We start from the raw sequence: 15,091 nt of genomic DNA on the forward strand, positions 1-15,091 counted from the left end.
CCTAGGGTATTTTTTAACAGCGCAACAACGTTAGTCTTCCTGCATTTCACTTAACAGGGTTTCTGCGAGTTCGTCAGGCATAACCACCACACCCGGGCCATCAGTATCAGGCAACACGGCAATAGCTAACTCGTCGCCGTTTAAGCCAGACGTCCATTTATCCAGCCAGGTATCAACATCAACAGCCTGGGCAGTACAATGCGCCCATTCACCTTCAATCCACTGCTCAGCAAGTTCGGCATGTGGCCATACCGGGATACAACGCTCGTCTTCTGCGCTTACCAGTACAAAACCGTCTTCATCGGTTAAAATCCAGATTTTTTCCAGATCAGCAACCGCCTGAATAAAATAAGTGTAACGCTGCTCTGCATCTAAAGCTGTGATGCGTTTAAGCTCTTCAGCCGTTAATTGATAATCCATAAGTGGTTCCTGTTCAGCGAATCAATAATACCGCTAATGATGACGGATCCAGCGGCTTTTTACCATTAATAATTACACCAGCCAGAGGTTACTAAACCAAATCAATACGGCGTAACGTGCTGCTTTACCCACAAGCACCAGCAATAAAAATAGCTTAAAGCGTACTTTCAATACTCCGGCCACTAAGGTTAAAGGGTCCCCCACCACCGGCAGCCAGGCAAATAACAAACTCCAACTGCCAAAACGCTGAAACTGCTGCTGTGCCCTGCCAAGAGTGGCATCTGAAAACGGAAACCAACTTTTATGCTGAAAATTAAGCAACTTCAGCCCCAAATACCAGTTAACACAACTGCCCAGCGTATTACCCGCCGTAGCGGCAATAAGCAGCCACAGCGGGTTATTGCCTTGCTGCAACAGTGCCAGCAGCAATACTTCACTGGATGCCGGAAACAACGTAGCGGCCAACAGGCCGCTACAAAACAGCGAAAAATACGCCAGCACTAATCAGGCCACCAGCACCTGCCAGGCTAAACGCAGCCAAAGCAGCCATAAAGCCAGGCATCCCAGTAAAAATATATTAAAACGTAGGCGCACATTATTGCTGCCAATATGAACTACCGTATGCAACACCCGCAACAACACAAACACCGCGCCCAATACTACATAACCCAGATCAGCAAACCCCAGTTGCAACGTAAACAGCACGCTGAATAAATACAGCATTGGCATTTGAAACTGGTTATCAAAATTACGACTGGTAGCAATTACCTGCTCATTGGCACCGGTCAGGTTCATGGTTTTAAACGCGGCTACGGTAATTTCTTTATTTTTAGCCGCCCTGATACGGCGTTTACCCATCAACACCATCACCACACTGGTAAGCAATATCTGCACAAATACCGGCAGCAATATCAGTTTTTCCATTTTATTCTCCAAATTTAAACTGCTCAGAGCTTAATGCAGCCCGGTTAAAGATGCCAGCGTCTTAATTCTGTCATCTCAGGCCTTTATATTTCAGGCAGTGATATTGCTATACTGCATCGTCTTTTTTAGTTGGGTGATGCAATGGCGCAATTATATTTTTACTACTCGGCAATGAACGCCGGTAAATCAACCTCTTTACTGCAAAGTGCGTATAACTATCAGGAAAGAGGCATGACAGTGGCTATTTACACTGCCGCGCTGGACAACCGCTATGGCCTGGGCAAAGTAAGCTCGCGTATTGGCCTGGCAATGGATGCACATATTTTTAATGGCAGCTTTAATTTTGTGAGTCATGTAAAGCAGCTAAAAGCACAGGGCCGTTTAGATTGTGTACTGATAGACGAAGCCCAGTTTTTATCCAAAGCTCAGGTTAGGCAGCTAACCGATGTAGTTGACGACTTAAATATACCGGTGCTGGCGTTTGGCCTGCGTACCGACTTTTTAGGCGAAACCTTTGCCGGTAGCGAGGCGCTGCTGGCCTGGGCCGATAAACTGATAGAGCTGAAAACCATTTGCCATTGTGGCCGTAAAGCCAACTTTGTTGTGCGGTTAGAAGAGCATGGCCAGGCGGCAACCAGAGGCTCGCAAGTGCAAATTGGCGGCAATGAAAGTTATGTATCCATGTGCCGGGCACATTTTAAAGCGCTGGTATGGCAGGACCAAACAACCCAGGCCAATACCAGCCAGGATAAAACAACGGAGTAAAACATGAAAATTCTCTATGGTGTGCAGGCAACAGGAAATGGTCATATCAGCCGGGCCCGCGCCATGGGGAAATACCTAGCTAAAGCCGGTATACAGGTCGATTACCTGTTTTCCGGCCGTCCTGCAGAGCAACTGTTTGATATGCAGCAGTTTGGCGATTATCAGGTTAAACGTGGCTTAACTTTTGTTACCGAAGCCGGCAAAGTAAATTACTGGCAAACACTGCGCCAGGCTTCAGTGCAAACCCTGTGGCAGGATGTTAAAGCGCTCGACTGCAGCAGCTATGATCTGGTCCTGACTGATTTTGAACCCATTACCGCACACGCCGCAAAGCAGCAAAAAAAGCGTAGCGTTGCGCTTGGTCACCAATATGCTTTCCTGCATAAAATCCCGATGGAACATGCCAATCTGGTTACCCATCTGATGTTCCGCCACTTTGCTCCGGCACAAATACGACTGGGCCTGCACTGGCATCATTTTAATCAGCCGATCCTGCCACCTATTATTGATGAAGAGCCGGATGAAGAGCATGATGCAGAACATGCCAGCAAGGAGGCTAACCGGGTGCTGGTATATTTACCGTTTGAAGATCAACAGCAGGTTATTGGCCTGCTAAAACCATTAACAGAGTTTCAGTTCAGCCTGTATGGCCCAGGGCTGGCTAAAGCCACTATCGGCCACATTGACACCCATCCGCCTGCACTGCACGCCTTTAAAGCCGATTTAGCCCGTTGCAGCCATGTACTCAGTAATGCCGGTTTTGAACTGATAAGCGAAGCGCTGCAACTGCAAAAACACATTATGGTAAAGCCGCTCCAAGGCCAGATGGAGCAGCAATCGAATGCTCTGGCACTGCAACAGTTAAAGTTAGCCTGCCGCACCGACAGCCTTAGTACCGGCGCCATAGCCAAATGGCTGAACGAAAAACAGCAGTACGGCACAGTAAACTACCCCAACGTTGCCAGCGCTATTTGTAACTGGCTGCTGCAAGACACCCCAGGCGAAGTCAACGCACTAAGTAAAACACTATGGAGCTAAAGCGCTAATCCGCTATTTTTGCCAATACCGCCAAATCAGTTATAGTAAAGTATAACGATAAAGTGAGTGCGGCATGTCTAAACAAGACGTTACATTCCCCCATTTTTGGGCAGTACTCGACGCCCTGCCCATTGCGCTGTTATATAAAGAAAACACCAGGGCCGCGGTATTTGCTAACCAGGCGGCGTTAACCCTGTTCCAGTTACCAGCGCAGCAAAATGTGTTATCGATATCACAACTGCAGCAACTGCCGTTACTCAACCCAGATAATAAACAAGCGTTTGATTTACTGCACAACCCATTACTACTGGCATTAAGCGGCACGGCGCTGCAACAGCTTATTCAGCTGAATAACTACGACAATCCGTTATTGCTGCAAAGTACCAGCGTTGCGCTGTCGTTTACACTGCACAGTATTAATCTGGTTACATTGCAGCCTAAAGCTTTAAACACCGAAATGCCATTACAACCGGCATTGCTGCCAGAACAAGCAGAAATAGAAGAAGCGCTGGCATTTGACAAACTAATGTCACTTATCTCAACCCAGCTGATCAATGTACAGGACGATAAACTCGATCAGCATATTGAAGCTGCACTGGCCGCCATCGGCGAGTTTTGCCATGCCGATCGCAGCTATGTCTTTTTATTCAATGCCGATTTAACTGCAATGAGCAACACCCATGAGTGGGTACGCAGCGGCATCAGCTCACACAAGGCGAAACTGCAACACATTGCACTGCAGGCGATGCCATACTTTTTCCAGAAAATACAACAGGAGCTGGTATTTGCTGTTAATGATGTCGCCAGCCTGCCGGCAGAAGCCGCAGCAGAACAACAAGAGTTTATCGCTGAAGATATCCAGTCGGTGCTATGCTGCGCCATGCTCAACAACGATAAACTCAGTGGCTTTGTGGGTTGCGACATGGTATCGCGACAACGTAACTGGACCAGCAACGATTTACGCCGGATGAAACTGGTAGGCGAAATGATCGCCAATACCTTACAAAATGTGAGTTACCGGCGCTCATTACAGCAGATGCAACAGCAACTACTGCAAGCTAATCTGGAACTGCAAAAACAAGCGGGTCAGGACGGCCTCACCGGCATTGCCAACCGGCGCCAGTTTGATACCAGCCTGCAAAATGAGCTACAACGCTGTGCCCGCAATAACCTGCCACTGGGCCTGCTGTTGCTCGATATCGACCGCTTTAAACTCTATAACGATCACTACGGCCATCAGGCCGGTGACGACGCATTAAAGTGCATTGCCCAGGCTCTGGATAAACTACCGCGCCGTAATGGTGAACTGGCAGCACGCTACGGTGGTGAAGAATTCGCGATTATCCTGCCTGGCAGCGACACCGAAGCCTGCACCGAAATGGCTAAACAAATACAGCAACAACTTACAGAGCTGGCCATTGCACATCAGCAATCTGATATTGCCAGTGTGGTCACTGCCAGCATAGGCATTGCCACCAGTACCCCCAACAAACACAGCACCTGTGCCGACTTTATCAGCGCTGCCGACAAGGCATTGTATAAAGCCAAAGCTAACGGGCGTAACCAGTTTATTATCGCCGCACAGTAAAACGGGAAGCCAGGCTTCCCGTTTGGTTTTTTCTGCCAAGCTAAACCTCAGGGCTTAGTCGTAGAATGGTGAGCGTTGCTCGGTGGCGTTAATCAACGGACTAGGTCGGCTCAGTGGCTGGCCACCATCCCTGCCAATTGGTACCCAAGGCAAACGTCCACGGCCTTTTGAAGGGCGCAGTGAGAATAAATCAAAGGGTATCGATAAATAAAAGCCTTTGGTAAAGCTACCTTCGCCATATTCCGCTGACGACACATTGGTAAAAGCAGCATAAGCGCCAACCACAATACCGCTGTCAAAGCGCTTGGCAAAATCGATATTTACACCACGATCTTTTGCCAAAAACTGGCCTATGTTAAAGGTCAGCTGGGTATCCGGTAAAAACTCAGGTTTCCAGTACACATTCAGGTGGCCGGTAAAGGTTTTATAGTCAAAGAAGTCCAGGTCATTCTCATAAGAACGCTGGCGTACATAGTTGATATCAAAACCAATAGCAAAGTTAGAATCTACCGGGCGGTATAACACTTCACCGCCAACACCACCAAACATAGTTTCCAGATAACCGCCATAAGCCTGGGCATAAATGTCCGGTACTATCTGGTCCTGCCATTGCAAATACAGGTTTTCCATTGTTACCTTACTGCGGGTTACATACTCACGAATATAAGTACGTACTCTGGGTAACGGCGTATTTTGCGAGTCAACTTTATAATTAAACTTATCAAAGTTCTCCAACAAGGTTATTTTTGCCGCACCGTTAATACTAAAATTGCTGGTTAAACTGTAACCGGCATTAGCAAATACGCCGCCCTGATACATATAAAAGGCTTCAGGGTTGCCAAAGGTTTGGATCCAGAAAGTTTCAATACCGGTATAAAAACCAGTTTGCTCTGGCAACTCGGTTAAACCAAGCGTTCGGGGCTCAGGCTGCTGGCGCACATAAGTGGATTTAACGTCACTGTGCAACGAATCATAGCGGGCAGCACTAATAAACTGCTTTGCATCCACCACTGTTTCGACCATTGGCAGGTTGCCATTATAGGTTACTATGCGGTAGGTTTTAATATTGGCCGGTACCTCTGTGGCTAAAATCCGGCCTATACGCTCAATCGCCTCATCATGGTCACGGTAAGAGACCTGCTGGCCGTATAATACAAACTCATCATCTGTCATCTGAGATGAGCGCAGCGCAAAACCGGCCTCCATAAATAACGCCTTTGGCAAAGCATCACGATCAGTAATCTGCTTACTGGTATCTAATTGTTCAGGAATAATACGCGGTGCAGGCTTAACTTTAACCTGGCTAATACTGTGTAAATTCATCGCATAATGCACACCAAAACCCAGGGTATTGCCGCGTTGGTAATTTATATCAAAATTAAAATCTTTCCAGCGATACACCGCACCAACATTCCAACGGCTATCTTGTTCAAGCTCGCCAGCTCTATCATTTTGATAGTCATTACCCTCATACTCCAGTTTTAAGCGCAGGGGTTGCCAGGAGGTCTGGTACTCAATGCCAGCAAATAATGCCGCAGGGCCTTTAAAAAACTGGTCATAATCTATTTTACCGCCCTGCCCGCTATAGCCACCTGGCCTGCTGCAAAAACTGTTTTTTATCTCACAAAACGGGTTTTTTGTATTACCACTGTTACCTAAATAGCCCCAGCCCATACCCAGGTGAAAATCAAAATCACCCCACTTTTTGCTTAAGCTAACAAATTCACTTTCAAAAAAGCCGGTACCACCAAAATCCCTAAAACCTACCGATACCTGCGGCAAATAGGTGCTTTCTTGCAGTAAGCGAAACTTAACGTCTATACCCTTATCTTTTAACGTCTGATCACCACTAAAGCCAGGAAAAGGGCTATATAACTGGGTACGTACATCAGTGTAGCGCACCGTGGACTCCATCCAGTCAAATAACTGAATACTTACCGACCATAAGCGATACTCTTCATTATCGGTATAGTTTATCGATAAATCACCGGCTGGGGCCATACGGGCTGTTGGCGTTTGAATTAAACCTACCCCGCCATGCGCCATTTGTGACACACCCGAAGGTAATTGCTGCCAATTATCATTGTTAGCTGCTTTTGCAACTAAAGGTTGCAACGCCAGACTGATTAAAGAGAGTATAAATGGAATACGTACGGCAGTCATGGCAACACCCTGTGGCTGGCAAGCTCAAGCAAACGCTTATTTAATATATCTAATTGTGAACTAAACAGCTGGCTTTGCAGCGGAATAAAAATCTGCGCCCCTGGCATAGCTTCAATATGAGCCCGGTTCCAATAGGCAGCTCCGGCAGCTTGCACTTTACCGTCTGGCTGTAGCAATATCAGCTCGGCAACATCAGCCAATGCCGTTGGCTGCGCTGAAATAATATAGTCAGCAGCCGCTGCAGCACCACGGTGCGTTACCGTCATCTCCGAGCTTAGCGCACCAAATAAATACACATTGGCAGGCCGCTGTTTTAGCTGTAATAAATAAGTGCCATTATCAAAACGCGGGTTAAACTCCGGCCGTACCCTGGCAAAATCATAATCAATTGGCACTACTATACGCTTTGCCAAACGCCAGGTTGCCAACTGGCGCTCCAGTGCTTGCAGTGTGCTAACTAAATCACTGTCAGTGGATTTATGCTGTTTTAGCTGAGCTATTTGCTGCAGCACCTGCTGGCGTAACTGTTCCGGTTCATCACTATCAAGTTGATATAGCGCAGCTGCCGGCCAGTACCAGTTGCTTTGCAACGCAACCGGTGCCAACACATCATTTAGCCTTGGGTTGGCGTCAAACTGGTAGCTGCTACCATTTATATCCACCGTTACTGCGCCATAAACTGCCGGCGCCACAAGCAATACACTAAAAATGAGCTGTTTAAGCATATTTATTTTCTTCATTGTGCACCGCCGATCTGTTGTGCTGCCGCAGGTGACAATAAGCGGGCTATCCGGCTGGCATAAGTCATGGTTATCGGCTGTAAAAAGGGTGACAACGTCTGCTCACTTTTAACTAAAATGCCTGACTCACTGTCAAACCAAAAGTAGTTTTGCCAGTTACCATCAAAGCGCAGGTAATTAGCGCTATCTTCATACTTTACATATTCAACTACCAACGTGGTATTCAGCTTTTGCTGAAAAACCGTCAGCTGTTGCGCGGGTAATACTTCAAAGCGTGAGCGCAATGCATAACCGTACTCGCCGTTATGCCAGTCTGCCAGGCGCAGCCAGCTATTATCCTGCTGAATAGTATTAATGTGGCGCACTGGATCGTTAACAGTATTGGTAAGGTGCAGTAAGTCATTTTCCAAACCTAAAGTGCGCACCAGCCGGCCCTGTTCCATTATCAGCATGGCATTATCTGCCGATACCCATTTATGCTGGCCTGCCTCAAGGTGCATTAAAACCATTACCGCCTGCGCCCGCTCACCGTGCTTTACATAAAGTAAATCGTATTGTGCTTGCTGAACTTCAGCCAGGCTAAGCTCAGCATCTGGGGTCTTAGCAAAAGCTAGCTTAAGGCTGTCTAAATAGGAGTGATAAGTACCGGCACAAGCGGTAAGTGTTAGCAGCATTATACCGCTAAAAACCGTTTTAATTGATGCTATCAAGGTGTATGCCTGCTGAATAATAATGCCAAATAACCTACAGCAATAAAAAAGCCGCCTGCAGGCGGCTTTTTTTAAGCAGTAAACTTATATAGTTGAAGTTACTGTCACAATAGCAGTAGTAGTGCCAGATACAGTTACAGTAGTACCGGTACAAACACCATTTACCGGTGTGCTGCCATCATCACACAATACTGGAGGCTGAGTTACAGAAGTACCACGGTTATTAGAAATAACCGCAGCAGCAACAGCAATACCTACTACGCCAGCTGCGATAGTAGTAGTAGCAACACCACCAATAGTGCCTTCTTTTGAATCTGCGCCACCAGCAACTTCCTGAGCATTAACACCAACACTTAACGCCATTACTGCAGCAGCAATAATTAATTTCTTCATAGCAATTCCCTCAATAAACAAATTTGGATTTCCAGTTAAGCGAAGAGTAACGTAAACACAAGTATTACTCAACCCCTAACTGCATATTAACTGCTTTTTTTGCAGCTTACTGTTAACAGTATTGGCTAGCAATACTTCTTTGCCGGTGCTGCAATTACAGCGCCAGCACCTGATGCGGTATTTACTACCACATTCAGCGGCACCGCTACCGGCACGCCAAACTCAATATCACAACCGGCTTTAACCACCAGGTCACTACTGGCACAGCTATAATTAAAGCCTGTTGGAGCAACCCGCATTAGCTCTATAATTTGCTCTACTGCAAAGCTATCGCACAGGGTATCCAGTTGTAATAACATACTTTCCATCTGGCTCCAGCCAAGGCACACTTCATCGGCGGCCATAATCCGCGGGTGTGCGGTTTCACGCACGCTTTCGCCAATTAGTAACTCTTCATAAAGCTTTTCTCCCGGCCGCAGGCCAGAATACTGAATTTCAATATCACCATTTGGGTGTACTTCATCTTTAACTTCTAAACCCATCAGGTGAATCATGCGTTTGGCCAGATCAGCAATTTTTACCGGCTCGCCCATATCCAGCACAAATACATCGCCGCCCTGCCCCATAGCACCGGCCTGTATCACCAGCTGCGCCGCCTCAGGTATGGTCATAAAATAACGGATAATATCTTTATGCGTTACCGTAACCGGGCCGCCACGGCGTATTTGCTCGCGAAACAGCGGCACCACAGAACCGCTGGAGCCAAGCACATTACCAAAACGCACCATACAAAATCTGGTAGCGCTTTGCCGCTCTGACAAAGCCTGCAATACCAACTCAGCCAAACGCTTTGATGCACCCATCACATTAGTAGGCCGCACCGCTTTATCGGTAGAAATAAGCACAAAGGTTTCTACACCAGAGGCAATAGCCGCCTCAGCTGCATACCAGGTGCCAAATACATTATTGCGCACCCCTTCAACCACATTATATTCTACCAACGGCACATGCTTATAAGCGGCAGCATGGTAAACCGTTTGCACTTTAAAGGCTTTCATTACCGTTTCCAGCCGGTTACGCCGCTGCGCAGTACCCATTATTGGCACCAGCTGAATATCCAGTTGCTGCTGTTTAATCAGCGCGCTTAGCTCTTGCTCTATGCTGTACAGGCTAAATTCTGATAATTCAAATAACACCAGCGTTTTCGGTTCACTGGTAATTATTTGCCGGCATAGCTCAGAACCAATAGAGCCACCGGCTCCGGTTACCATAACTACCTTGCCATGAATATTGGCCCGCATCAATTTGGTTTTCGGTGCAACGGGATCACGGCCCAGCAAATCTTCAATTTTTACATCCTGCAACTCGTCAATGCGCATAGAGCCATCAACTAAATCACTCATGCCGGGGATAGACTGCACCGGTATTGGCAACTCTTCTAAAGCATCCAGCACTTCGCGCCGGCGCGAGCGGCTAACAGAGGGCAATGCCAGTAAAATACGGCTGATATTATGCGACTTTATCAGGCTGGTAATCTGGGCCGGCGCACCAACAGGCACCCCCAGAATAGTAGAACGGTGCAAGGTGGTGTCGTCATCAACAAACACTACCGGATGATATTGCTCGCCGTTAATAAGCGCTTGCGCTAACTGGCGGCCAGATGAACCGGCACCATATATAAGCACCCGCTCTTTATGGCCGTTATTACGCTGCACCAAAAACATTCTGGCTAATAAACGTAAACCACCTGAGCTAATTAAGGCCAGAATAGCGTAAACAAAAATCAGGTTACCTTTATCATGTACCTTAAACAGGCCAAACAGTAATGCCAGTACAAAAGCGCTGCTTACTATACCGGCCAGCACCGCCCCCAGCGCATGCTGGCCTATATAGCGTATAACAGCACGGTACAAACCAAGCTTGGTAAAAATAAACAACGTAACAGGCAGTGTTACCGCAAAAGCCAGGGCAATTTCTGGGATATCAGTTCGCTCTTGATGCTGCGTTAAAAAATATGCAGCAAACAAAGAGCTGATTAAAAAAAACATATCAGCTATCACTGAAATTAAGCGTTTTATCGCACGGGGCAACCCCAGCAACCAAGCCAGCATTAACTACTCCAGAATAAGGTTAGCCTATGTGGCCAACAATCAATTTTAACTGGCGCAAGTATAGCACCCGCAGCCACTGTTAATTTCATTATGCCTAACCTGCCGTATGCAGCAGCCTGGTTAACCATTGCTTAAAATCCGGCCCTAAATACTTATCGCGCAAGCCATGCTCAACAAAGGCCTGCATATAGCCCAGCTTATTGCCACAATCGTGGCTACGGCCGGTAATATGGTAGGCATTTACGGCTTCCGCTTCCATTAGTAATGCAATGGCGTCCGTAAGCTGAATTTCATCACCCGCCCCCACAGGAGTACGCTTTAACTGCTGCCAGATATTCGGGCTAAAAACATAGCGCCCTACTACAGCTAAGTTGGATGGCGCCTGCTCAACTGCTGGTTTTTCTACTATTGCTGTCATTCTGACAGACTCACCGCCTTGCATTTGGTGGCCACCCACATCGGCAACACCATAACTGCTTACCATTTCATGCGGCACTGGCTCAACCATTACCTGGCTAACACCGCTTTGCTCGAACAGCTGTACCATTTTTGCCAGGTTATCACGGCGTAAATCACTGTCGTAACTATCTATTAATACATCAGGCAATACCACAGCAAAAGGCGCGTCGCCTACTAAAGGCAAAGCACATAGTACCGCATGGCCCAGGCCTTTTGCCTCGCCCTGACGCACATGCATAATAGTCACATCTTTCGGGCAAATCGCCTGCACTTCATCTAATAACTGCCGTTTAACCCGCTTTTCCAGCATAGATTCCAGCTCAAAGCTCTTATCAAAATGGTTTTCTATACTGTTTTTCGATGAATGCGTTACCAGCACTATCTGTTTAATACCTGCCGCAATACACTCACTTACTACATACTGTATCAAGGGCTTATCTACCACCGGCAGCATCTCTTTCGGTATTGCTTTGGTTGCCGGCAGCATCCTGGTACCCAGCCCGGCAACCGGTATTACCGCTTTTAATACTTTCATGTAAACTCCAATACTCAGTGTTTAGTGTTGAATGGTAAGTGTTGAGTTAACAACTCATAACTCACCATTCATAACTCAACACTAACTTAATCACTACCAAACAAATCACGGGTATAAACTTTATCTTCTACATCCGCTAAAGCGTCGTTGCGCCGGTTTGTCACTATCACATCTGAGATTTGCTTAAACTCTGCCAGATCTTTAATTACGCGTGAGCGGAAAAACTCGTCCTGCTTTAGCTCTGGCTCATACACCACCACTTCAATGCCTTTGGCTTTAATGCGTTTCATAATCCCCTGGATAGCAGACGCGCGGAAATTATCCGAGCCGGCTTTCATTACCAGCCGGTATACCCCGACTATTTTCGGATTACGCTGCAAAATAGACTCGGCAATAAAGTCTTTACGTGTTCGGTTTGCATCAACAACTGCCTGCATAATGTTATTAGGTACATGCTGATAATTAGCTAGCAGTTGTTTAGTGTCTTTAGGCAAGCAATAGCCGCCATAACCAAAGCTGGGGTTGTTATAGTGTTTGCCAATACGAGGATCTAAGCCTACACCTTCAATAATCTGTCGGCTGTTTAAACCATGGCTTTCGGCATAGCTATCCAGCTCGTTAAAATACGCTACCCGCATCGCCAGGTAAGTATTAGAAAACAGCTTTATCGCTTCAGCTTCAGTGCTATCGGTAAATAATACCGGCACATCCTGCTTAATAGCACCTTGTTGTAATAAAGCTGCAAACTGCGCGGCCCGCTCGCTTTGTTCACCAACAATAATACGCGACGGGTAAAGGTTGTCGTATAACGCCCTGCCTTCGCGTAAAAACTCCGGCGAGAAAATCAGGTTGGTGGTAGCAAACTTTTCCCGCGCAATTTTAGTGTAACCAACCGGCACGGTAGATTTAATTACCATTACTGCATTCGGGTTTATTGCCATTACATCACTAATCACCGCTTCAACACTTTTGGTATTAAAGTAATTGGTTTGCGGATCGTAATCTGTCGGAGTAGAAATAATGACGAAATCAGCATCCGCATAAGCCTGTTGTTTGTCCAGCGTGGCGGTAAAGTTCAGCGCTTTATTCAGTAAAAAATCGCCTATTTCTCTGTCGTCTATTGGCGATTGTTTAGCGTTTAACAGTGCTACTTTTTCCGGCACTATATCCAGCGCGACTACGTTATTGTGCTGTGCCAACAACATGGCATTAGATAGCCCGACATAGCCGGTACCGGCGATAGCAATTTTTAAACCTGACATAACAACCTTTTTTAATTATGAGTTGTGAGGTGTGAGTTGTGAATTTTAAGTGCGGAGTTTACCTCAAAACTCAACACTAAACACTCACAACTAAACACTAATAACCACTTCTTTGACATAAGTCGCCAGCGCCTGTTTCAACGCCTGCTTGGCATTTTTATCACCATGCACTATGCGCACCCGTTGTGGCTTACGTACCATACGATTGACAAAATTAATTAAACCAGCTTGGTCGGCATGGGCTGAATAGTCGCTTAACGTAATAATTTCTGCGCCGATATTAATGCGCTGGCCGTCAATTTCAACATAACCGCCCTGCGGGCCAAAACGCTGTATTGCCGCCCCCAGAGTGCCCCGCGCCTGATAACCAACAAACACCACCTGATGCGCTTTTTCGGGCAGTAAGGCTTTTAAATAATTCACTACCCGGCCACCTTCGCACATACCACTGGCGGCAATAACAATAGCAGGCTGCTTAGTGCGGGCTAAAAATTGCACCAGTTCAAGGTGCTGGTTGTGGCTGTCAACAGTGTGTAACTGGCCAAAGCTAAGCGGATGACGTCCTTGGCGCAGCCGGTGTTTCGCCTCGCTGTCCCAGCAGCTTTTTAGATCGTTGTATGCCTGGGTAAACTTTGCCGCCAGTGGTGAGTCGACGATAATCTGCAGCTCATCCCAGTGCAGGTTCTGATGAATTTTCTGTCCGCGTAAGCGATGAATAATAGCTTCCAGCTCATACAATAACTCCTGCGTGCGGCCGATACTAAAAGCCGGAAACAACACGGTGCCATTATCCTGTAATGAGTGCAGCAGCACCTGCTCTAAACGTTTTATCCGCTGGCGCCGGTTGTCATGTAATCTGTCACCATAAGTGCTTTCTATTACTACTTCATCTGCTGCATAAGGTGGCTTGGGTGCAGGTAATAATGGTGCATAGGGCGCACCTAAATCGCCAGAAAACACCGTTTTGTAAGCCATTTTTACGGCCGTATTATGGCTTAACTCAACATAAGCAGAGCCCAGTATATGGCCAGCTGGTTGAAACCGCACTTTAACTGCAGCGCCATCTAACGCGGGCAAAGCCACCCACCGTTTAAATTCACAAGGCACTAACTGGCGGCGCACTCTGGCTAAAAAAGCATTAATTAACGCCTCATCACGGGTAACGCCTACTTTAAGTGCGTCCTCCAGCACCAGAGGTAATAAGGTGGCCGACGCAGTAGTACAAAAAATTGGCCCGGTAAAACCGGCTGCCAGCAAATAAGGAATACGCCCAACATGGTCAATATGCACATGGGTTACGATCAGGGCACGAATATGCGCCAGCGCAAATGTGATCTGGGGGGTACTGGCAGAACCGCTGCTTGATACTTCAGCGCCCTGAAACAGCCCGCAGTCAATTAACAGGCCGTAATCGTCACCTATACGGTATTCATGGCAAGAACCAGTAACACCATCTACGGCGCCATGGTGGATAAATTGGGGGGAAGTATACAATGTCGACATCCTGTCTCCTTGTTGAGTGTTGAGTGTTGAGTGTTGAGTGCTTAGTGCTTAGTGCTTAGTGCTGAGTTGGGAGGTTTTTACTATTTTGGTTAGTATTTTTATTAGCTCTTCGCTTTGGTTAAGTAAGCTGGTTAGGTAGTGTTCAAAATTCTGTGTCATTTCATTAAACTAAGCGAAAACGAGATGACACATGACCAACCCAACTTTCGATATACAAGCAGCCATTCAGGCATTACGTGATGGCAAAGGTTTGTCTGGTAAAGACGGTATCTTAACGCCGTTAATTAAACAACTGACCGAAGCAGCGATGCAGGCCGAGTTAGAGCAGCACCTTGAGCAAGATGAAGCCCCTAATCGCAAGAACGGCAGCTCTGCCAAAACCATGAAAAGCACCGCCGGCAGCTTTGAATTGAATACACCACGTGACCGTGCCGGTAGCTTTGAGCCGCAAATCGTCAAAAAGCACCAGACTCAACTCAC

At 46.9% G+C, this 15,091-nt stretch carries 15 protein-coding genes; 4 read left to right on the top strand and 11 right to left on the bottom strand.

Going from position 1 to position 15,091, the window contains the following annotated elements; all coding sequences use genetic code 11:
* Positions 1 to 30 precede the first annotated feature (30 nt).
* The 3 genes from BLW68_RS06340 to BLW68_RS06350 all read right to left on the bottom strand — a co-directional run bounded on the left by BLW68_RS06340 (position 31) and on the right by BLW68_RS06350 (position 1,344).
* On the bottom strand, positions 31 to 420 hold the full coding sequence (locus tag BLW68_RS06340) for a DUF2750 domain-containing protein (protein WP_092791430.1): 390 nt from the start codon (positions 418 to 420) through the stop codon (positions 31 to 33).
* A gap of 72 nt (positions 421 to 492) precedes the next feature.
* On the bottom strand, positions 493 to 921 hold the full coding sequence (locus tag BLW68_RS06345) for a YqaA family protein (protein ID WP_281246194.1): 429 nt from the start codon (positions 919 to 921) through the stop codon (positions 493 to 495).
* Positions 922 to 924: 3 nt separating this feature from the next.
* Positions 925 to 1,344 carry an MAPEG family protein gene (locus BLW68_RS06350; RefSeq protein ID WP_092791433.1) on the bottom strand — a complete coding sequence of 140 codons (420 nt, stop codon included), beginning with the start codon at positions 1,342 to 1,344 and terminating at the stop codon, positions 925 to 927.
* Between the two features lie 141 nt (positions 1,345 to 1,485).
* Here BLW68_RS06350 and BLW68_RS06355 point away from each other — a divergent pair, with 141 nt between their 5' ends.
* The 3 genes from BLW68_RS06355 (at position 1,486) to BLW68_RS06365 (ending at position 4,735) form a co-directional block, all read left to right on the top strand.
* On the top strand, positions 1,486 to 2,109 hold the full coding sequence (locus tag BLW68_RS06355; RefSeq protein WP_092791499.1) for a thymidine kinase: 624 nt from the start codon (positions 1,486 to 1,488) through the stop codon (positions 2,107 to 2,109).
* Positions 2,110 to 2,112: 3 nt separating this feature from the next.
* Positions 2,113 to 3,147, top strand: coding sequence for an MJ1255/VC2487 family glycosyltransferase (locus tag BLW68_RS06360; protein ID WP_092791434.1), 1,035 nt, complete (start codon positions 2,113 to 2,115; stop codon positions 3,145 to 3,147).
* A gap of 73 nt (positions 3,148 to 3,220) precedes the next feature.
* Positions 3,221 to 4,735: a diguanylate cyclase domain-containing protein gene (locus BLW68_RS06365; protein WP_092791436.1), complete on the top strand. Its 1,515-nt coding sequence runs from the start codon at positions 3,221 to 3,223 to the stop codon at positions 4,733 to 4,735.
* A gap of 54 nt (positions 4,736 to 4,789) precedes the next feature.
* Here the strand turns inward: BLW68_RS06365 and BLW68_RS06370 are convergent, their stop codons facing one another.
* From BLW68_RS06370 to BLW68_RS06405, 8 genes are all read right to left on the bottom strand, one after another.
* Complete coding sequence (locus BLW68_RS06370; protein ID WP_092791438.1) at positions 4,790 to 6,898, bottom strand: YjbH domain-containing protein; 2,109 nt, start codon at positions 6,896 to 6,898, stop codon at positions 4,790 to 4,792.
* On the bottom strand, positions 6,895 to 7,623 hold the full coding sequence (locus tag BLW68_RS06375; RefSeq protein WP_177172169.1) for a capsule biosynthesis GfcC family protein: 729 nt from the start codon (positions 7,621 to 7,623) through the stop codon (positions 6,895 to 6,897). Before BLW68_RS06375 ends, BLW68_RS06370 begins: the two co-directional genes overlap by 4 nt.
* Positions 7,624 to 7,634: 11 nt before the next feature.
* Positions 7,635 to 8,348 carry a YjbF family lipoprotein gene (locus tag BLW68_RS06380; RefSeq protein ID WP_245728285.1) on the bottom strand — a complete coding sequence of 238 codons (714 nt, stop codon included), beginning with the start codon at positions 8,346 to 8,348 and terminating at the stop codon, positions 7,635 to 7,637.
* A gap of 84 nt (positions 8,349 to 8,432) precedes the next feature.
* A complete protein-coding gene (locus BLW68_RS06385; RefSeq protein ID WP_092791441.1) occupies positions 8,433 to 8,741 on the bottom strand; it encodes a hypothetical protein in 309 nt (102 codons plus the stop codon).
* 125 nt (positions 8,742 to 8,866) lie between these two features.
* Positions 8,867 to 10,852: a nucleoside-diphosphate sugar epimerase/dehydratase gene (locus BLW68_RS06390; RefSeq protein ID WP_092791443.1), complete on the bottom strand. Its 1,986-nt coding sequence runs from the start codon at positions 10,850 to 10,852 to the stop codon at positions 8,867 to 8,869.
* A 94-nt stretch (positions 10,853 to 10,946) separates the two neighbouring features.
* Positions 10,947 to 11,846 carry a UTP--glucose-1-phosphate uridylyltransferase GalU gene (galU, locus tag BLW68_RS06395; RefSeq protein WP_092791445.1) on the bottom strand — a complete coding sequence of 300 codons (900 nt, stop codon included), beginning with the start codon at positions 11,844 to 11,846 and terminating at the stop codon, positions 10,947 to 10,949.
* An 86-nt stretch (positions 11,847 to 11,932) separates the two neighbouring features.
* Complete coding sequence (locus BLW68_RS06400; protein WP_092791447.1) at positions 11,933 to 13,108, bottom strand: nucleotide sugar dehydrogenase; 1,176 nt, start codon at positions 13,106 to 13,108, stop codon at positions 11,933 to 11,935.
* 90 nt (positions 13,109 to 13,198) lie between these two features.
* The gene (locus BLW68_RS06405; RefSeq protein ID WP_092791449.1) at positions 13,199 to 14,611 is read right to left on the bottom strand and encodes an MBL fold metallo-hydrolase; all 1,413 of its coding nucleotides are present in this window, start codon (positions 14,609 to 14,611) and stop codon (positions 13,199 to 13,201) included.
* Positions 14,612 to 14,801: 190 nt separating this feature from the next.
* Here BLW68_RS06405 and BLW68_RS06410 point away from each other — a divergent pair.
* A partial coding sequence (locus BLW68_RS06410) for a transposase (RefSeq protein ID WP_177172170.1) occupies positions 14,802 to 15,091 on the top strand: 290 nt, incomplete at its 3' end.

The organism is Rheinheimera pacifica (assembly GCF_900108485.1).
GTDB lineage: Bacteria > Pseudomonadota > Gammaproteobacteria > Enterobacterales > Alteromonadaceae > Alishewanella > Alishewanella pacifica.

What these genes read in the sequence shown, in the direction of transcription:
- BLW68_RS06400 (WP_092791447.1), bottom strand. Translation starts at nt 13,108, where the DNA reads ATGTCAGGTTTAAAAATTGCTATCGCCGGTACCGGCTATGTCGGGCTA.
- galU (WP_092791445.1), bottom strand. Translation starts at nt 11,846, where the DNA reads ATGAAAGTATTAAAAGCGGTAATACCGGTTGCCGGGCTGGGTACCAGG.
- BLW68_RS06375 (WP_177172169.1), bottom strand. Translation starts at nt 7,623, where the DNA reads ATGCTTAAACAGCTCATTTTTAGTGTATTGCTTGTGGCGCCGGCAGTT.
- BLW68_RS06385 (WP_092791441.1), bottom strand. Translation starts at nt 8,741, where the DNA reads ATGAAGAAATTAATTATTGCTGCTGCAGTAATGGCGTTAAGTGTTGGT.
- BLW68_RS06370 (WP_092791438.1), bottom strand. Translation starts at nt 6,898, where the DNA reads ATGACTGCCGTACGTATTCCATTTATACTCTCTTTAATCAGTCTGGCG.
- BLW68_RS06390 (WP_092791443.1), bottom strand. Translation starts at nt 10,852, where the DNA reads ATGCTGGCTTGGTTGCTGGGGTTGCCCCGTGCGATAAAACGCTTAATT.
- BLW68_RS06340 (WP_092791430.1), bottom strand. Translation starts at nt 420, where the DNA reads ATGGATTATCAATTAACGGCTGAAGAGCTTAAACGCATCACAGCTTTA.
- BLW68_RS06365 (WP_092791436.1), top strand. Translation starts at nt 3,221, where the DNA reads ATGTCTAAACAAGACGTTACATTCCCCCATTTTTGGGCAGTACTCGAC.
- BLW68_RS06350 (WP_092791433.1), bottom strand. Translation starts at nt 1,344, where the DNA reads ATGGAAAAACTGATATTGCTGCCGGTATTTGTGCAGATATTGCTTACC.
- BLW68_RS06405 (WP_092791449.1), bottom strand. Translation starts at nt 14,611, where the DNA reads ATGTCGACATTGTATACTTCCCCCCAATTTATCCACCATGGCGCCGTA.
- BLW68_RS06360 (WP_092791434.1), top strand. Translation starts at nt 2,113, where the DNA reads ATGAAAATTCTCTATGGTGTGCAGGCAACAGGAAATGGTCATATCAGC.
- BLW68_RS06355 (WP_092791499.1), top strand. Translation starts at nt 1,486, where the DNA reads ATGGCGCAATTATATTTTTACTACTCGGCAATGAACGCCGGTAAATCA.